18 protein-coding genes are annotated in these 16,925 nt (G+C 62.8%); 6 read left to right on the plus strand and 12 right to left on the minus strand.

Going from position 1 to position 16,925, the window contains the following annotated elements:
- The first annotated feature begins 3 nt into the window (after positions 1-3).
- Positions 4-240 carry a hypothetical protein gene (locus FY528_RS14325; RefSeq protein WP_149071718.1) on the plus strand — a complete coding sequence of 79 codons (237 nt, stop codon included), beginning with the start codon at positions 4-6 and terminating at the stop codon, positions 238-240.
- Between the two features lie 151 nt (positions 241-391).
- Positions 392-1,789, plus strand: a complete 1,398-nt coding sequence (locus tag FY528_RS14330; protein WP_149071719.1) for a 4Fe-4S binding protein — start codon at positions 392-394, stop codon at positions 1,787-1,789.
- Between the two features lie 6 nt (positions 1,790-1,795).
- Here the strand turns inward: FY528_RS14330 and FY528_RS14335 are convergent, their stop codons facing one another.
- From FY528_RS14335 to FY528_RS14350, 4 genes are all read right to left on the minus strand, one after another.
- Positions 1,796-3,319 (minus strand): tail fiber domain-containing protein, encoded by a 1,524-nt coding sequence (locus FY528_RS14335; protein WP_149071720.1) that lies wholly within the window; start codon positions 3,317-3,319, stop codon positions 1,796-1,798.
- A gap of 225 nt (positions 3,320-3,544) precedes the next feature.
- Entirely contained in the window at positions 3,545-4,546 is a 1,002-nt protein-coding gene (locus FY528_RS14340; protein WP_149071721.1) for an alpha/beta fold hydrolase, read from the minus strand.
- 68 nt (positions 4,547-4,614) lie between these two features.
- Entirely contained in the window at positions 4,615-5,172 is a 558-nt protein-coding gene (locus FY528_RS14345) for a hypothetical protein (protein WP_149071722.1), read from the minus strand.
- A 66-nt stretch (positions 5,173-5,238) separates the two neighbouring features.
- Positions 5,239-5,697, minus strand: a complete 459-nt coding sequence (locus tag FY528_RS14350; RefSeq protein ID WP_149071723.1) for a peroxiredoxin — start codon at positions 5,695-5,697, stop codon at positions 5,239-5,241.
- Positions 5,698-5,808: 111 nt separating this feature from the next.
- On the opposite strand from FY528_RS14350, the gene FY528_RS14355 reads away from it, so the two are divergent.
- From FY528_RS14355 to FY528_RS14365, 3 genes are all read left to right on the plus strand, one after another.
- Positions 5,809-6,507, plus strand: a complete 699-nt coding sequence (locus tag FY528_RS14355; RefSeq protein WP_149071724.1) for a glycosyltransferase family 2 protein — start codon at positions 5,809-5,811, stop codon at positions 6,505-6,507.
- A gap of 164 nt (positions 6,508-6,671) precedes the next feature.
- Complete coding sequence (locus FY528_RS14360) at positions 6,672-8,138, plus strand: cellulose synthase family protein (protein ID WP_187632130.1); 1,467 nt, start codon at positions 6,672-6,674, stop codon at positions 8,136-8,138.
- Positions 8,135-9,478 (plus strand): MptA/MptB family glycosyltransferase, encoded by a 1,344-nt coding sequence (locus FY528_RS14365; protein ID WP_149071725.1) that lies wholly within the window; start codon positions 8,135-8,137, stop codon positions 9,476-9,478. The genes FY528_RS14360 and FY528_RS14365 overlap by 4 nt, the downstream gene beginning before the upstream one ends.
- 11 nt (positions 9,479-9,489) lie before the next feature.
- Here FY528_RS14365 and FY528_RS14370 read toward each other — a convergent pair whose 3' ends face one another.
- The 8 genes from FY528_RS14370 to FY528_RS14405 all read right to left on the minus strand — a co-directional run bounded on the left by FY528_RS14370 (position 9,490) and on the right by FY528_RS14405 (position 15,262).
- Positions 9,490-10,380, minus strand: a complete 891-nt coding sequence (locus FY528_RS14370) for a hypothetical protein (protein ID WP_262384006.1) — start codon at positions 10,378-10,380, stop codon at positions 9,490-9,492.
- A 20-nt stretch (positions 10,381-10,400) separates the two neighbouring features.
- Positions 10,401-11,006, minus strand: coding sequence for a TIGR04282 family arsenosugar biosynthesis glycosyltransferase (locus FY528_RS14375; protein WP_149071726.1), 606 nt, complete (start codon positions 11,004-11,006; stop codon positions 10,401-10,403).
- Positions 10,999-11,580 (minus strand): rhodanese-like domain-containing protein, encoded by a 582-nt coding sequence (locus FY528_RS14380; protein WP_149071727.1) that lies wholly within the window; start codon positions 11,578-11,580, stop codon positions 10,999-11,001. The genes FY528_RS14375 and FY528_RS14380 overlap by 8 nt, the downstream gene beginning before the upstream one ends.
- A gap of 17 nt (positions 11,581-11,597) precedes the next feature.
- Positions 11,598-12,647 (minus strand): arsenosugar biosynthesis radical SAM (seleno)protein ArsS, encoded by a 1,050-nt coding sequence (arsS, locus tag FY528_RS14385; protein WP_149071728.1) that lies wholly within the window; start codon positions 12,645-12,647, stop codon positions 11,598-11,600.
- 96 nt (positions 12,648-12,743) lie between these two features.
- A complete protein-coding gene (locus FY528_RS14390) occupies positions 12,744-13,082 on the minus strand; it encodes an arsenosugar biosynthesis-associated peroxidase-like protein (RefSeq protein ID WP_149071729.1) in 339 nt (112 codons plus the stop codon).
- Positions 13,083-13,148: 66 nt separating this feature from the next.
- Complete coding sequence (locus tag FY528_RS14395; RefSeq protein WP_168683009.1) at positions 13,149-13,694, minus strand: heme NO-binding domain-containing protein; 546 nt, start codon at positions 13,692-13,694, stop codon at positions 13,149-13,151.
- 123 nt (positions 13,695-13,817) lie between these two features.
- Positions 13,818-14,705 (minus strand): anti-sigma factor, encoded by an 888-nt coding sequence (locus tag FY528_RS14400; RefSeq protein ID WP_149071731.1) that lies wholly within the window; start codon positions 14,703-14,705, stop codon positions 13,818-13,820.
- A 2-nt stretch (positions 14,706-14,707) separates the two neighbouring features.
- Complete coding sequence (locus tag FY528_RS14405; protein ID WP_232066313.1) at positions 14,708-15,262, minus strand: RNA polymerase sigma factor; 555 nt, start codon at positions 15,260-15,262, stop codon at positions 14,708-14,710.
- A 218-nt stretch (positions 15,263-15,480) separates the two neighbouring features.
- Between FY528_RS14405 and FY528_RS14410 the strand changes: the two genes are divergently transcribed.
- Positions 15,481-16,878, plus strand: coding sequence for an NAD-dependent succinate-semialdehyde dehydrogenase (locus tag FY528_RS14410; protein WP_149071732.1), 1,398 nt, complete (start codon positions 15,481-15,483; stop codon positions 16,876-16,878).
- The last annotated feature ends 47 nt before the right edge of the window (positions 16,879-16,925 follow it).

The raw sequence follows: 16,925 nt of genomic DNA on the forward strand, positions 1-16,925 counted from the left end.
CACATGAACGATAAACCCGATTTCCGTAAGCTCTACCACCCGGCTTCCTTTAATGCCTGGCAATACATTGCCTTGGTGGGCATAGTGATGAGCCTGGGGGCCCAGCTTATTCTTTCCCTGATCAGCCATCCGCAGCCCGCTGGCTTCCACTGGCTGTACGTGTGCTGGGCGGGCCTGTTTGTGGTGGGCACCCTCAGCAATTTCTTCAGCAAGCCCCCTACCGGCCACCATCATCACTAGCACTGGCTAGTTGACTGAATGGCTACACCAATAAGCCGTTATGCTGAGCGCAGCCGAAGCATCTTCGCTGCTGACTGATTCATGACATGAGGACAAAGCGGTAGCGATGCATCGACTCCGCTCAGCATGACGTTTTGAACTACACCGTTGTATGACTACAATTTCCTCCTTCCCTGCCCAACCCCTGGCCCACCCTACCCCGGCTACTGCCCCGGCCGAGCGGGGCTGGCTGGCTTTGGTTGCCCTGGGCCTGCTGGCTTTGCTGGTAACGGCGGCAGCCCCGGCGGGCCTGCGCGGGCCGGCTTTCTGGCTGGGCATAGCCCTGCTGAGTACGGGTACGCTGGGCTGGAGCTGGTGGAAATTTGGCCAGGGTCCGGCCGGGGTGCGCCACAACTTTCTGTGGGCCCGCTCCAGCACGGCCCGGGGCGCCGTGGCCTGGATAACGGGCATCGTCCTCACGGGCTTTTACGTGGTACTGTACTGGTGGCCGCAGTACCTGGAAAACCTCATCCGTCCCCTCGACGGCCTCAGCCAAACCCTGCGCCACCGGCCCGCCGACCAGTGGTTTCTCTACGGCACGTTCTATACGCTTGCGGTGCTGCTGATGGGGGCGCGGGCTTTGTATAAGTACCGCCACTCTCCCTACCAGCGTATTCGCACGGGGTCAGTTATGTTTTTTCAGCTGGGCTTTTCCTGGCTGCTGCCGGGGCTGCTGCTGGCCCTACAAAAGCCGGAGTTCTACTTCAGCTACTTCTGGCCCCTCAAGTACGACTACCTCTTTCCCGGCACTGTGGACTACCTCGTGCGCGACGGCCGGGCCCTGGGCGTGTTCATGGTGTTCTGGGGCGCGGTGATGTCGTTGGTAGCCACGCCGGTGCTGACGTACTTCTTCGGCAAGCGCTGGTACTGCTCCTGGGTGTGCGGCTGCGGGGCCCTGGCCGAAACCGCCGGCGACCAGTACCGCCACCTCTCCGACAAAAGCCGCACAGCCTGGCGCTGGGAAGTACGTCTCATCTATCCCATCCTGGGCTTTATCGTGCTGGTTACGGCGCTGCTGTGGCTGGGCGCGGCGGGCGTGCTGCCGGGCTGGTTTACTTCGTCCCACAGCTCGGGCTTGCCCCTGGTTGATGGCGTGAGCCCGCTCGAAGGGCTGAGCAAGGTATACGGCTTCTTTATCGGGTCTATCTTCTCCGGGGTTATCGGGGTGGGCGCCTACCCGCTGATGGGCGCGCGGGTGTGGTGCCGCTTCGGGTGCCCCATGGCGGCGTACCTGGGGCTGCTGCAGAAGCACTTTTCCCGCTTCCGCATCAGCACCAACGGAGGGCAGTGCATCAGCTGCGGCAACTGCTCCAACGTGTGCGAGATGGGCATCGACGTGAAGCAGTACGCCCAGCGTGGGGAGCCCATCATCCGGGCCGCGTGCGTGGGCTGCGGCCTGTGCAGCACGGCCTGCCCCCGCGGCGTGCTCAACCTGGAAAACGGCCCGCGCGAAGGGCGCTACCAGGCCTCTCCCCTGATTTCGGCCGAGAGTCTGCGGATATTGGAATAACCCGAGCTACCGCTGGGCTTGCACAGCCGGAGCCAGGGAGTCCTTTAGCTGGGCTAGTTGTTGCTGCAGCGTTTGCAGCATTGCGTGGTCGGCTTGCTGGGCGGCCTGGGCCTGTTCGGCACGCTGGGTTTGGATGAGTAGTTTGGCATCCAGCTCTTTGATGGCTTCGAGCAGCACGGGCGTGAGTTGGGCGTAGTTCACGGCTTTGTAGCCCTGAGCATCAGTGCTTACCAACTCAGGATATATTTTCTCGATTTCCTGAGCCAACACCCCCACTTGCTCGGCCCCGGCTTGCCCGCCATGCTGCACGCCCAGGGCATTCCACTGGTAACGCACCCCGCGCAAAGAACGCACGGCGGCCAGGGCGCCACTAAGGGGGCGCACATCCTTCTTAAAGCGTACATCGGAAGCCGACACGTTGCTGCCGCGGATGGTGCCGTTCACGTCGAGCCTATACGCTGGGGCGGTGGTGCCGACCCCTACATTGCCCGTGCCTTGGTCCCAAGTCATAACAGCCACGGCCCCGGCACCGTTCAGGCGGTCCAGAATCAGGCGGTCTGCGGTGCTGCCGCCCTCGTTACCCCCGTTATTATGACGCAGGTTCCAGCCGTAGTTGACATCATTTTCGCGGAAGCGTAATGTGGCTCCATTCACACTGTAGTTGGTATTGGAGTGCAGCAGCAGTGAGGGCGTGGCCATGCCCCCTAGCTCCACTTGGCCAGAGTTGCTGATGGTGAGGCCTTGACTTCCGCCGTTGCCCACTAGTTTGTAAGTACCCAGGTTGAAGTTACCTCCCGCCGCCGTTATCGGCATCCACTTGCCGTTGCCTACCCCGTCGGAGGTGAGCACCTTGCCCACGCCCTGCGTACCGTCGACGATGCGGATGGCCGAGTTGGCGTTGACGTAGCCAGGGTGACCAGCCAGGCCCACCCAGCGCAGGGGCTGCCCGGGGCGGCCCGCCGTGAAGATGCCACCCCAACCTTCGGAGCGGTAGGCGTTGCCCCACACGGCGTAGTCGATATCCAGGCCGTATGGCCCCACACCATAGCCTGAGAGCATGGTGCGGGTGTAGTTGCGGCCGTAGATGCTGCGGGTCATCAGGGCCACGCTTTTGCTGGGTACTAAGGAGCGGATTTCCACCTGGGAAGTCGAGTCGCCGAGAGCAGCGGTTGCAATGCCCTGCAGGCGTTTGTTGTTCAGGTCCAGGGTTTGCGTGGCCACGTGGTTGCCGAGGTTGTCGCCCGATCGGGCCTTGTCGGGGATAAAGAGCCAGGTACCACTCATAGCGTACCAGAAGCCCCGACGGCCATTGGTTTGAAACACCATCAGGCCGTCGGGCGGGCTACCGATGCCCACGCGCGTTACAGAGTCCATCCGCGGAATCAGCAGACCCTTGTCGGTGGCGGAGAGGTCGAGTACCGCTTTGGGATCAGGAGCGCCGGCTGAGCCGATGCGTACGCCGCCGGTTTGGGCTACGGTGGTGCTTATAGTGCAGGCAGCCAGGCCACAATAAATATAAAAGTGCTTCATAGGATTCGGACGCACAGAAATTTTGCTGGCCAAATCTAATTAAATTACTACTTCATCCTGCTAAATGAATGGCAAATAGTAGCTCAGGCCGCGCCCCACCTGGAAGCAGCCATCGGCCTGAGGTTAGGCGCACCTTGTGCTGACCTAAACGAACTGGAAATGTAACTGGCAGAAGCAGTAGTCGGCGTTGGCCGTTTTCGCGCGTAGCTCCGCTGCCGATACGCTTCACCGCAAAAAAGCCAGCAGCGCCGCCTGAAACTTGGCTGGGGCTTCCAGGTGCGGGATGTGGCCTACGCCCGGCAGCGCAACCAGCTTGCTGCCTCTAATTTGCGCGGCGGTGCGGCGGCCCAGCTCGGGATACTGGCCCATGGCGGCTAGGGTTTGGGGGTCTTTGATGAGGCCCTTGCCCACCACGGTGCGGTCATCCTGGCCGATGATGAGCAGCGTGGGCACCTGCACCCGGCTGAACTCGTAGCTCACCGGCTGCTGGTAGATCATATCAAAGGTGAGAGCGTTGACGCGGGCTACCTGCAGAAAATCGGGGTGGCGGGTTTGGGCGGCCAGGGGTAGCAGCCACTCGTCGTGGGTGGCGGGGTAGCCGTGGGGGTAGTAGGTAGCGTGGTACTTGCGGATGCTGGCTTCGGTACTTTTCAGCTCGGTGGCTTCGGCCTGGGCTATGGTTTGGTAGGGTACACCCACGCGGTAGTCTTCCAGCCCGATGGGATTTTCGAGCACCAGCTTCTCGGTGGCTTCCGGGTACATGAGGGCAAAGCGCGTGGCCAGCATCCCGCCCATGCTGTGCCCCACCACCACGGCCTTGCGCACGCCCAGCGTATCGAGCAGGTGGCGCGTGTTCTGGGCCAGCTGGTGAAAGGAGTAGTGAATATCCGGCTTGTCGGACCTGCCAAAGCCCACCTGATCGGGCACCACTACCCGGAACCCGGCGGCCGTCAGGGCCTTGATGGTCTCGCGCCAGTACGCCCCGAAGAAGTTTTTGCCGTGCAGCAGCACCACGGTGCGGCCATTGGCCTTGGCGGCTGCCGGCACGTCCATGTACGCCATGCGCACCGGTTTCGCCTCCAGCTTGAGTGGCAAGTAGCTTACCGGAAAAGGATACGCATAGCCGTCGAGCGTAGCGTTGAGCGAAGCAGGTACGGTGGAGGCAGGCTGGGCCAGGCAGGCCAGCGCGGCCAGGAAGCCAAAGCAGGTAAAGAGCAAGCGAAGCATAAGCGGGGAGCCAGACGGTACGCGAAGTTGTACGCGCCTCGCCCCCAAAAGTCAGCTGCTGCAGGGTTTTACGCGGGCCGCTCTTTGCGGGCGCGCAGCAGCAGCTCAATAGTGCGGGAGTCCTCGTCGCTCCAAATCACGCTTCGAACGTCCTCCAGGCGGAGCACCGTGTGCCCATCTGCCTCACCATACTGCGTGTAGGCCTCCACCAGCAGCTCGTCATCGGTAAGGCGGGTTACGTAGCCAAACAGGTTGTGGTCCGTCAGCGTTTCGAGCTGCACGAGCTGGCGCACTTCCTGGGCGCGCTGGAGCAGCACGGGCACTGTCAGGTACTGCTGCTCCAGCCCATCGGGGGCCACGGCCACGCCGTAAACGGCTTCGGGGTTGTTTTCCTTGAACTCGATCAGACGCACGTACCGGTCGTCGAAATGCACCTGCGACACCTCGCCCAGGCTGAGCGTGCGCACCCCGGTGGGCAAGCCCTGGGGCGTGATGGTGCGCAGCAGGAGCAGCTCCGGGTTATGGCTCAGCACGTAGCCCAGGTACATGCCCCCGCTGGTTTGCAGGGACACTACCCGGCGGTTTCGCTGCGCGCGGTGCAGCAGATCAGTCAGCAGCTCCCCCATGTCGTCAGGTCAGTTTCACACGTCATTATCTCCATTCTAGACTACTGCGGGGGGCCATTATCTGGTTTAGGCCCGCTGCAGGGTGGTCAGCACCTGCTTGGCCTCGCTCACGTGGTCGGTGGCGCGGTTTAGCGAGTTAAAAATATACTGCACAATTCCTTCCTGGTCAATAACAAATGTGACGCGACCAGGCAGAATACCCAGCAGGGCGCGGGGCACTTCGTAGAGCTTACGCACGCGCCCTCCCTCATCGGCCAGCAGCGGGAAGGGCAGCCGGTGCTTCTGGGTGAACTTCTGGTGGGAGGCTTCCGAGTCGGAGCTGATACCGACTACCTCGGCCCCCAGGTCCTGAAAGTCCTGGTACTGGTCGCGGAAGGAGCAGGCCTGCGCGGTGCAGCCGGGGGTGTCGTCTTTGGGGTAGAAGTACAGCACCACGGCCCGGCCCCGCTGCTCGGAAAGGCGGAAGGTAGTACCGTCGGTGGTTTTCAAAGTAAAGTCGGGGGCGGGCTGGCCTACGTGCAACATGGTACTGGCAAAGGAAAGTATTGGGAGAATCTGCTTTCAACCCGTTCCGGCGCGAAAGGTTGCCGCAGGCGCTGCATCTTTGCCAGCTCATCTGTTCCCTTCCGCGCCCCCATGGCCGTCATCGACGTTATCATTCCCGCCTACAACGAGCAGCACTCCATTGGGAAAGTGCTGGCCGAAATTCCGGCGGGCCTGGCGCGGGAGGTGGTGGTAGTCGATAATAACTCCACCGACGAAACCGGGGCCGCCGCCCGGGCCGCCGGGGCTACCGTGGTGCGGGAGCCCCGCCCCGGCTACGGCTTTGCCTGCCTGGCCGGCATGGCCCACTGCTTTGCGCGCCCCCTCGCCGAGCAGGCCGATATCATCGTGTTTCTGGACGGGGATTATTCTGACTACCCGGAGGAAATGACCCAGCTGGTGGCCCCGCTCCTGGAGGGCCGCGCCGACCTGGTTATCGGCTCCCGGGCGCTGGGGCAGCGCGAGGCGGGCTCCATGCTGCCCCAGCAGATCTTCGGCAACTGGCTGGCGACGTCCCTGCTGCGCACCCTCTACGGGGCGCAGTTTACCGACCTGGGCCCCTTCCGGGCAATCCGGCGGGAGGCCCTGCAACGTATCGGGATGCAGGACCAGACCTACGGCTGGACGGTGGAAATGCAGCTGAAAGCCGCCCGCCTGGGGCTGCGCAGCGTGGAAGTACCCGTGCGCTACCGCCGCCGCATTGGCACCAGCAAGGTGTCGGGCACGGTGAAAGGCACGCTGGGGGCCGGCTACAAAATCCTCTGGACCATCTTCCGCTACTGGCGTAGTTGAAGTCGGTTTTGCTAGCTTGCGCCCCCGCTGCCCCCGGCCTGGGCTTCAGGGCAGATGAAACCAAACCTCGTATTCATATACAACAACAATACTTACTGATTTATAGAATTTTATAAAATACAAAATCTACTAAACCGCTTACCCAAACGACACCCCCGCACCGCATGGAAGTTGCCCTAGTGATACTGTATGGCGGGTGCCTGCTTTTCATGCTGGGCTTCAGCCTTTCGCAGTTTCACCTCACGCAGCTGGCGCGGCAGGCCTACCGCGCCACTCCCCTGCCCGCCCCCGCGCCGCCCGCGCAGTGGCCCCTGGTAACCGTGCAGCTGCCCGTCTACAACGAGCTGTTTGTGGTGGAGCGGCTGATTGATGCCGCCGCGGCCCTCAGGTACCCGGCCGGCCGCCTGCACATCCAGGTGCTCGACGATGGCACCGACGAATCGGTGGCCGTGGCGGCGGCGCGCGTGGACTTCTACCGCCGCCGGGGCCTGCACATCGACCACGTGCGCCGGCCCTCCCGCGAGGGGTACAAGGCCGGGGCACTGGCCCACGGCCTCACGCTCACCGAGGGCGAGTTCGTGGCCATCTTCGACGCCGACTTCGTGCCCCCACCCGATTTCCTGGAGCGCACCATTCCGTATTTCTCCCAGCCGAAGGTAGGCGTGGTCCAAACCCGCTGGGGCCATTTAAACCAAGGTTTTTCCCTGCTCACGGAGCTCCAGGCTTTTGCCCTGAACGCCCACTTTCTGGTGGAGCAGGTGGGCCGGGCCGCCGGCCGGCACTTCCTCAACTTCAACGGCACCGGGGGCGTGTGGCGCCGCGCCTGCATTGCCGATGCCGGCGGGTGGCACTCGGATACGCTCACCGAAGACCTCGACCTGAGCTACCGGGCCCAGCTGCGCGGCTGGCGCATTGCCTACCTGCCCGGCGTGGTGGCCCCCGCCGAACTGCCCGCGGCCATGGATGCCGTGAAGTCGCAGCAGTTTCGCTGGAACAAGGGCGCCGCCGAAACGGCCCGCAAGCACCTGGGCCGGGTGCTCCGCTCCGGCGAAACGGCCGCCACCAAGCTGCACGCGCTGTTTCACCTGCTCAACAGCAGCGTGTTTGTGGTGGTGCTGCTGATGGCCCTGCTCAGCGTACCCATGGTATTCATCAAGCATCATTCCCCGGCCCTGCGCCCCTTGTTCCAATTGGCCTCGGTGTTTCTGCTTACGCTGCTCCCGCTGCTGTACTATTACTACACGGCCTGGGAGCAGGAGCCGGCTACCACTTCCCGGGGCCTGGGCTTTGGCGGGCGGTTTCTCTTGTTTCTGGCCGTTTCCATGGGCTTTTCCCTGCATAATGCCCAAGCGGTAGTGCTGGGTTTGGCGGGGCGGCAGTCGGCGTTTGTGCGCACGCCCAAGCTGGGCGTGGTGAAGCGGCAAAGCAGCTGGCTGCGGCGGCGCTACCGCACCGGCTCCCTGGATGTGCTTACGGTCCTGGAAGGGCTGCTGGCCTTGTATTTCCTGTTCGGGCTGGGCGTGGGCGTCTATTTCCGGGAGCTGGGGCTGGCCCCCTTTCACCTGCTGCTGACGGTGGGCTTTGGGCTGGTGTTTTCCTACTCGGTGCGCCATAACCGCCAGGCGGCATGAGCACCCGCCGGACGGCGTGGCTGGGCACGGCCATGGTGCTTAGCGCGGGCGCCCACCTGGCCCTGGCTTACTCCACCCCGCGGGCGCATACGGCTCAGCTGCTGGGCTTGCTGCTGCTGGCCTTTGCCGGCTACACGGCTCTGCTGTGGGCCCGCGTGCCGCTCTGGCTGGGCCTGACCGTAGCACTGCTGCTGCGGCTGCTCTGGCTGCCGGCTACGCCCGCCCTTTCCGATGACTACCACCGCTTCCGCTGGGACGGGCTGCTGGTGGTGCATGGCTTCAACCCCTTCCGCTACCAACCCCGGGAGCTGGTGGCCGCGCGTCCTCCTACCCCGCTGCCGCCGGCCCTGGCGCGGGAGCTGCGGGCGTTGTATCCTGCCCTCAACTCGCCCCGCTACTACTCGGTTTATCCGCCCGTGTGCCAGGCGGCGTTTGCCGCCGGGGCTTACCTTTTCCCGACTTCGGCTACGGGTTTTATTTGGGTTATCCGCCTGCTCCTGCTGGCGGCGGAGGCGCTTACGGCCGTGCTACTGCTGCGGCTCTTAAGTGCCCTGCAGCTGCCCAAAACCCAGGCGCTGTGGTACCTGCTGCACCCCTTGGTAATAGTCGAGCTAACGGGCAACCTGCACTTCGAGGCCGTGGTTATTGCGGGTCTGCTGGCGGCGGGAGCTTTGCTGGGCCGGGGGCGCTGGCGGGCCTCGGCGGGGGTGCTGGGGCTGGCCGTAGCGACTAAGCTGCTGCCGCTGGTGGCCTTGCCCCTACTGGTTCGGCGCCTGGGCTGGCGACGCGCCGTGGGCTACGGGCTACTGTGCGGCCTGACGACGCTGCTGCTTTTTGCCCCCTTCCTGACTCCCGACCTGCTCCAACACATCGGGCAAAGCCTGGGGCTGTACTTTCGCACATTTGAGTTCAATGCCAGCCTTTACTACCTGTTGCGCGCCCTGGGCTACCTGTACTGGGGCTACAACAAAATTGCTTTGATTGGGCCTGGGCTGGCCTTACTGGCCGCGGTGGGCATGTTGGGCATAGCCTGGCGGGAAAAGCGCCCAACGGTGGCTACGCTGCCAGGCACGCTGCTGCTGCTGCTCACGCTGTATTACCTTATGGCTACCGTAGTACACCCGTGGTATCTGACGCCCCTGGTGGCCCTGAGCGTATTTACTCCGTACCGGTTTGCGTTGGTGTGGGGGGCCATGGCCGTGGTATCCTACGCCGCTTATCAGTTCAGCGGCTACGCCGAAAACCCCTGGCTGCTAGGCGTGGAATACGCCGTTGTGCTGCTGGTGCTGGTAGTGGAACAGCCCTGGAGGGCGGCTTTGGCCAGACTGGCTAAGAATTGACTATAGGCGCTTTAATGCTGCCAGTACGCGTAGCGTCGCACGGATTTCAGGTTCAGTGTGCGGCCGTCCCAGGTTTGCTGGCGGAGCAGCAGATTGGGGTAGGCTTTGGCAAACCAGTAAGTATTGGTCTTGGCGCTGTCCAGCTGTACCGTCACCTGCCAGGCGGGCTGCGCTAGCTCCTGGGCGGATGCTTCCACTTGAACACGCGCCTGATACAGTACCGGCGGGGTGGCTTTACTGGTTTGCTGCAGCTCGCAGATGGGCACGTTGAAGGCTCCGGGCTGGTCGAAGCGCAGGCTCCGCAAGGTGTAGGGCAGCGCATCCTCGAATAGCATAGCACCGGGCAGCGGCCGCGTGCCTTCCCCCTGCCCGTCCCAGTAGGAATTGTAGGTTAGCTGGTAGCCCGTTGAACCTGCCTGCACGGCTTTAAACGTGGTTCCGCACCACTCCTGCGAGGAAGTGGTGAGCTTGTGCAGGGCCGTAGGCTGCTCCCGCGGAAAGAAAAGAGAGGTAAGAAAGTGGTACGGGTAGTTGTCGGTCGGGATGCGGCAGAACTCGTTCACCTTCATCACCGGAAATAAGTCGGGCCGCTGGTAGTCGTCGGTTTTGACGTTGAATTGGCGATTGAAATCTTCCTTCACGGTAATTAGGGTGTACTCAAACTGCCGGGGCTTGTTGTAAATAACGCGCTCGGCCTCATAGGTAGCTACCTCGGCCAGCCCATCATCCCACCAAGCCCGCTGCGCCCAGCCGGCGTCGAAGTGTTGCGCTACTTCCGGGGCCAACCCGGGCGGTGCGGTCTGCGGAGACTGGGCGCAGGCGCCGGCCAGCAGCGCCGCTACCGGTACCAGGCATGTGCTGCTGTACCTCTTCAACCTTAAAAGCGCGTTTTCTTCGGACATGTACGTACGATAAGCGGGGTTCAGAAGGACTGCTTCCATCGGGCCAGGTCGGCGGCGGTATCTACATCGTGCAGTTCCGGGAGCAGGTGTACCCGCAGGCCCAGTTGGGTAGCGTCATGCAAGGTAGCATCCTGCACCGCCGAGGTGCTCCAGGGTTTCTGCCGGAAAAGCGCTGGGTACAGCTGCTTCATGCCCAAAAGGTAGTAACCGCCATCGGCGGCGGGGCCCAGCACCAGCTCGTGGGTTTCGAGGGCCTGCAGCGCCTCAGCCAGATGAGCAGTAGCTAGCCCCGGGCAGTCGGTGCCGATGATGAGCACCTGCCGGGCGCCAGCGTCAAACGCGTGGGCAAAAGCGGCTTCCATCTTAGCGCCCAAGTCGCCGGGCGTTTGGGGTAGTTGGTCGTACCCGGCCCAGTGGTCGGTACGGTCAGCGGCCGGACCGGGGGAAGCCAGCCAAACGGTTTTATGCACCGCCAGCGGGGCCACTACGGCTCGGGTATGGGCCAGCAGCTGCCGGTACACGGCCAGCGCCGCTTCGTCCCCAATGTCGGCCGCCAGGCGCGTCTTCACTTTCCCCAGCTCGGGGTAGCGCGCAAACACCAGCAGATGGGCGGCGGGCTTACTCATAGGCGGGAGTGCCACGCTTTAGCCAGGGCCGCCACAGCACCGAATAGGGGTGCACCTTCTCGGTAGGGCCCTGGGCGTTTACCACGCCGTGTCCGTCGTTTACCCACTGAAACAGGCCGCCGTAGAGGTTGTGCACGTTCCGAAAGCCCTGTTCCCGCAGCCACGCGCCCACCTGCTCACTGCGGGCCCCCACCGAACAATACACCACTACCGGCTGGGTGCGAGCCAGGCCCTGTAGGTTCAGCTGCCGAAACGCAGTGAAGTCGACGAAGCGCGCCCCGGGCAAATGGCTTACCTGGTATTCGGCCGCCCCGCGGGTATCGAGCAGGAGCACTCCAGCCGGATTCTTGCGCAAGAGCTCCGCCAGCTCGCGGCTCTGGATGTAGGGAACAGTGGGCTTAAACAAAAGCCGCAGCATGTGGTCGTAAGCCGACATAGAAGTAGAGGAAGGCGCCGGCTCCCGCTGCTGGCCGCACGCCGATAGGGCACAACCCAGCAGCACAACCAGCAACCGGATTTTTCGCCAGGCAGCCGACGAGGCGGCCTTTTTCAGCGGAATTGGGGGAGAGTACATGCCCAGAGAAATTGCCGCTAGGTGGTAGCACCGCCGCAGCTGGAGCCGGCCCCCGCCGTGCACCCGTAGCAGTGCTGGTTGATGACGATAGACCGATCCTGGAGGCGTTGCTCGTTGAAGTCGCGGATGTGCTGCGGAGCCTGGGCATCCACGGGCAGCTCCAGCATTTGGTTGAAGTCGCAGTCGTAGAGCTGCCCATCCCAGCCAATGCTCAGGGTGCTGCGGCACATCACGTTGGCCGCCGCCACCGGGTTGTAGGCCGCCACCAGCTTCTCCATGTAGCTCTCGTAGTTACCGCTTTCCAGCAGGTATTCCAGGAAGCGGCTCACGGGCAGGTTGGTGATGGTAAGCAGGCTGTTGAACACGATGCCGTGCTCCCGGCCCAGGCGCTGCTTGAACTCGCGCTCCAAACTGATCTGATTTCCAGGCATAAACGCACCCGAGGGATTGTACACCAAATCCAGCTCCAACCCCGAGCCCTCCACCCCGTAGCCCACGGCGTTCAGCATTTTCAATCCCCGAATGGAGCGGGCAAAAACGCCGTCCCCGCGCTGGGCATCGGTGCGGGCGGCCGAGAAGTGCGGCAACGAAGACACCACCCGGACCCGGTGGCGCGCAAAAAACTCCGGCAAGTCGTGGTACTTCGGGTTGGCCACGATGATGGTCAGGTTGCAGCGCACAATGGTTTGCCGCCCCAGGGCCGATATCTGCTCAACCAGCCACCGGAAGTCCGGGTTCATTTCGGGCGCGCCGCCCGTCAGGTCCACCACGCCGATATCGGTCTGAGCCAGGGCCGTCAGGCACTGCGCCATTGTTTCCCGCGTCATGATTTCGGTGCGGTCGGGTCCGGCATCCACGTGGCAGTGCCGGCAGGTCTGGTTGCACATCTTGCCCACGTTAATCTGCATCACAGCCAGGGACGTGGGGCGCAGGGGCAGCAGCCCGCTTTCCCGCAGCTGGTGCGCGAAAGGCGGCAGGTGGGCGCCCCCGGCTTCGGCCTGGGTCAGCACCGTCAGCTGGTAGCCCGTATCGGCTAGCGGGGCCTGCCGGGCATGGAGAGACTTCATACGTAGTGAGTAGGCAGAGTAAGCATAAGGAGGAAACAAGTGAAATGATTCAGATGCCTGGCATCCCCCCTGTTCATTTCCTCCCCTCCCCTGGTATTACATACTGAGTTCCTTGGCCTTGTTCATCATCTGCACTCCGTGCACCAGCACGGCGCCACCCTTGATGGCGGCCGCCACGTGCACCGCCTCCATCATCTGGGCCTCGTCGGCACCTTTCTGGAGTGAATCGGTCGTGTAAGCGTCGATGCAATAGGGGCACTGCACAGCGTGGGCTACGGCCAGGGCAATGAGGGCTTTTTCGCGCTCCGTGAGGGCCCCTTCCTTAAACACCTCGGCGTAGTAGCCAAAGAACTTGTTGCCCATTTCGGCCTGCCACTCGGTGATGTTGCAAAATTTGGCCAAGTCGGCGGGGTTGTAGTAAGTAGATTTTTCCATGTCTTGCAGAAGTTGAGTGCGGGAAGCGTGGTAAGTAACAGGCAGGGGCGGCAATTGATTTCTTCCCTAGAAAGGATTGCGCCGCACCCGGATGCGCACTTCCTGCCCATCTTCGCTGGTCGTGGGCGTCACGTCAATCAGGTCGGCTTCGTCGTAATACCGCGCTACTCCCCGCACAATACCCACCGCCAGGGGCCCCATACGGCGGGCCGAAACGTAGTCGATAACCAGCTCGTGGACCGATAGGCGCGTGACGTTGAGCACTGGGGGCGCGTTCTGGCTGTGCTCCCGCCGCACCTGAGCGTGCATCGTCAGCTCCGTATGTTCCAGCATGTCCAGCGTGTTCCAGTGAGGCTGCAGCAGCTTTTGGTACATGTACATCAGGTCGGGCACCAAGTATTCCCCAAACCGCTCCTGCAGCTCCGCCACGGGCAGGCCGGTCATGCCGGCAGCGGCCCCCACCAGCGCATCCATCTGCTCATCGGGGTACACGTCTTTGTGGCTGAAGTCACCGGACTCCAGGCCTGCAGCTTCTACCAGTCGCAACCAGGTGCTATGGTCGTACTGGGTCTGAACGTAACGCTTAAGAAGGGCGAAGATGGTGCCGTGCACAGGAGTAAGAAGAGGGTACGAGTCTACAATAACGCGACCCGCCGTCTATTTTCAACGCTGCCCACGGGGTAAAAGAGCGGGCTCCGAAGACGAAGCCCGCTCTTTCAGATCAGCCCGGATGGCTTAAATGCTACCCAGCACCGTCATCGTGCTCAGCGTGGGCGTGGGACTGCCCCCGGCGTTTTCCACCGTTACGGCAAACGCCTGGGCGCTGGCAATGTCCTTCATCTGCTGCAGCGAGTCGCCGGTAGTAGCCTCCAGTGTGAGCACGCCAGCATCTACGGGCTTGCCTTTGTCGAGGGCCCAGAGCTGGTATTGCTTCCCGCTGGGCAGGGCCGGCAGGTGCCGCACGTCTACGTACACGGCGTGCGAGCTGGCGTTGTAGTACACGCGGGCCAGGGCATCGGGCGCGTTGGGTGTGCCTTTGAGGTCTACGGCCCGGAACTGCTCGCTGCGCAGAATCTCCAGCTGCCGGGCCCGGTCGTCGCGCTCCTTCAAGGCTGCCTGCTGGGTAGCCGCGTAGCGTGACTGCTCCGTGCGGGCCACCTCCAGGTTAGTTTCGGTTTCCTTCAGGCGGTTGTAGAGCAGGTAGTTGCCAATGGCGCTCAAAGTAAGTAGTGCCACGGCCGCTGCTACGAGCCAGCCAAATTTACTGGCTGAGGAAGGCGCCGAATCGATGGAACGTACTACCGCCTCCGGCTGGGGCGCGGGAGCTACCGGCGCGGTCACAGAGGCCACCAGGCGAGGTGCCTCGTCGGCGGCTGCCTGGCCATTGGGAGTGCGCACAGCCTGCTGCCAGCCCGCCAGCACCCGTTCCCGCATACCGGCGGGGGGAGTAGCGGCGTAGGCCGCAGCGTAGCCATCCAGCGCCAGCCGGATAACCTGCAACTCCTGCTGCACGGCCGGAAACTCCGCGGCCAGTTGTTCAACTTCCTGTTGTTCGCGAACCGTAAGCGTACCGAGTACGTACTGCTCCAGCACGCCCGATTCGATGTATTGCTGAATGTCCACGGCTAGCGAATCAATTTTGCGAGTACTTTGATGGCCGCCCGGGCCCGCGTCTTCACGGTGCCGAGCGGTAGGTCGAGTTCTTCTGCCACTTCACTTTGGGTATAGCCGCCGAAATACAGCAGGTCGATGATCTGCTTTTGCTCCGGATTTAGTTGGCGCGTGATTTCCTCCAACCCGATATGCTCGGGCTTGAACGCGGACGGAGCGGCCTGCCATTGGGCCGCGCTGTCTTCCAGCGGCTGTGTGCGAGTACCTACGCGGTACTGGCGCGAGCGGATTTTGTCGATGGCTAAATTCCGGCAGATATTCAGCACCCAGGTAAACAGCCGCCCTTTGCTGGCATCGTAGCTCAGAAAGGAGTGCCAGATCTTCACCAGGCTTTCCTGCAGCACGTCTTCGGCTATTTCCTCTTTCTTGACGATGCGGGCAATGACGCCGTACAGGGCCGTGCCGTACTTATCGTAGAAGATGGTCATGGCCGCCTCGTCGCGGGCCCGCAGGCGCGCCACCAGCTGCTCTTCGGTTATGGCCGCTACCTCGGAAGTTTTTGATGTCACGAAGCTAAAAGTTGAAGTGACGAACCCAATGCCGATTTTCGGTCATCCGGCTCAAAAGTAGGAGTTCCTGCTCGTTTAACTGCTATTTTCCGCCCGCAACAAAACCACGGCTCCGGGTCGGGCGTTGAGCATACGCAGCCTTAACCAGCCAGTCGGCATTTTGTCCCGGCCCCGCGGCCTGCCAAAGGCTTTTCTTTCCGAACAGTTTCTGCGTCAATATGGCCATAGAATCCTATAACCCCTACACCGGGCGCGTGCTGCGCCGCTTTCGGGCTTTCAGCTGGGCGAAAACCGAACGTATTTTGGCCCAGGCCCACCGGGCCGCAGCCGAGTGGCGCACTACTTCGTTTGCCCACCGGGCCCGCCTGATGCACCGCGCCGCGGCCCTGCTGCGTGAGCGGCAGGACGAGTTGGCCCGCCTCATGGCCCTGGAAATGGGCAAGCCTATAGCAGATGGCCGCGCCGAAGTGCTGAAGTGCGCCCTCACCTGCGACTACTACGCCGAGCACGCCGAGCAGTTTCTGGCCGATGAGGAAATAAAAACGGAGGCCCAGCGCAGCTTTATTGCCCACGAGCCCATCGGAGTGGTGCTGGCCGTCATGCCCTGGAACTTCCCTTTCTGGCAGGTGGTGCGCTTCGCGGCCCCGGCCCTGATGGCGGGCAACGTGGGCCTGCTCAAACACGCTTCCAACGTGCCCCAGTGCGCCCTGGCTTTGGAGCAGGTGTTGCACGACGCTGGCTTCCCTCCTGCTACCTTCCGCACCCTGCTCATCAGCTCCGACCTGGTAGGCCGGCTGATTGAGGACGACCGGGTGCGGGCCGTGACGCTGACGGGCTCGGAGCCAGCCGGGGCTGAGGTGGCTGCCACGGCCGGCCGCGCCATTAAGAAAACGGTACTGGAGTTGGGGGGCTCCGATGCCTTCGTGGTGCTGGCCGATGCTGATGTGGCCCTGGCGGCCAAGACGGCGGCCCAGGCCCGCATGATTAACGCCGGGCAGAGTTGTATTGCGGCCAAGCGCTTTATCGTGGAGAAGCCCATCATCCGGGAGTTTATTGCCCAGATGAAAACCCACCTGCTGGCCTTGCGCACCGGCGACCCGCTCGAAGAAACCACGCAGTTTGGCCCCCTCGCCCGCCCCGACCTCGCCGATGAGCTCACCCAACAGGTGGAAGACTCCGTGCGGCAGGGCGCGAAGGTGGAGCTCTACGGCGGTCAGAGCAAGCCTGGCACCGCCCTTTTCCGGCCCATGATGCTGTCCAACGTGAAGCCCGGCCAGCGCGCCTACAGCGAAGAGTTGTTCGGGCCCGTAGCCCTGATCCTGGAAGCCCAAGACGCCGACGACGCCATCCGCCTGGCCAACGACTCGCGCTTTGGCCTGGGAGCCGCCATCTGGACGAAGAGCGCGCAGCGCGGCGAGGAGCTGGCCCGGCGCATTGAAGCGGGGGCCGTATTCGTCAACAGCCTGGTGAAATCGTCGCCGGAAATGCCGTTTGGGGGCGTGAAGAAGTCGGGGTACGGACGGGAGCTTTCCCACCTTGGTATCAAGGAATTTGTCAACCAGAAGTCCATCTGGGTGGGCGGGGAGGCGCCCGTAGCCAAAAAGAAAGTTGAGTAAGCAGATCCACAGGTAGCGGCCTTACCGGGTCAACTCCCCGCTTTAGC

The sequence above is a fragment of the Hymenobacter lutimineralis genome (assembly GCF_008271285.1).
GTDB lineage: Bacteria > Bacteroidota > Bacteroidia > Cytophagales > Hymenobacteraceae > Hymenobacter > Hymenobacter lutimineralis.

Coding starts and splice junctions, on each gene's coding strand:
- FY528_RS14370 (WP_262384006.1), bottom strand. CDS start 10,380: ATGTCCGAAGAAAACGCGCTTTTAAGGTTGAAGAGGTACAGCAGCACA.
- FY528_RS14375 (WP_149071726.1), bottom strand. CDS start 11,006: ATGAGTAAGCCCGCCGCCCATCTGCTGGTGTTTGCGCGCTACCCCGAG.
- FY528_RS14325 (WP_149071718.1), top strand. CDS start 4: ATGAACGATAAACCCGATTTCCGTAAGCTCTACCACCCGGCTTCCTTT.
- FY528_RS14330 (WP_149071719.1), top strand. CDS start 392: ATGACTACAATTTCCTCCTTCCCTGCCCAACCCCTGGCCCACCCTACC.
- FY528_RS14340 (WP_149071721.1), bottom strand. CDS start 4,546: ATGCTTCGCTTGCTCTTTACCTGCTTTGGCTTCCTGGCCGCGCTGGCC.
- FY528_RS14380 (WP_149071727.1), bottom strand. CDS start 11,580: ATGTACTCTCCCCCAATTCCGCTGAAAAAGGCCGCCTCGTCGGCTGCC.
- arsS (WP_149071728.1), bottom strand. CDS start 12,647: ATGAAGTCTCTCCATGCCCGGCAGGCCCCGCTAGCCGATACGGGCTAC.
- FY528_RS14365 (WP_149071725.1), top strand. CDS start 8,135: ATGAGCACCCGCCGGACGGCGTGGCTGGGCACGGCCATGGTGCTTAGC.
- FY528_RS14360 (WP_187632130.1), top strand. CDS start 6,672: ATGGAAGTTGCCCTAGTGATACTGTATGGCGGGTGCCTGCTTTTCATG.
- FY528_RS14410 (WP_149071732.1), top strand. CDS start 15,481: ATGGCCATAGAATCCTATAACCCCTACACCGGGCGCGTGCTGCGCCGC.
- FY528_RS14390 (WP_149071729.1), bottom strand. CDS start 13,082: ATGGAAAAATCTACTTACTACAACCCCGCCGACTTGGCCAAATTTTGC.
- FY528_RS14350 (WP_149071723.1), bottom strand. CDS start 5,697: ATGTTGCACGTAGGCCAGCCCGCCCCCGACTTTACTTTGAAAACCACC.
- FY528_RS14345 (WP_149071722.1), bottom strand. CDS start 5,172: ATGGGGGAGCTGCTGACTGATCTGCTGCACCGCGCGCAGCGAAACCGC.
- FY528_RS14335 (WP_149071720.1), bottom strand. CDS start 3,319: ATGAAGCACTTTTATATTTATTGTGGCCTGGCTGCCTGCACTATAAGC.
- FY528_RS14355 (WP_149071724.1), top strand. CDS start 5,809: ATGGCCGTCATCGACGTTATCATTCCCGCCTACAACGAGCAGCACTCC.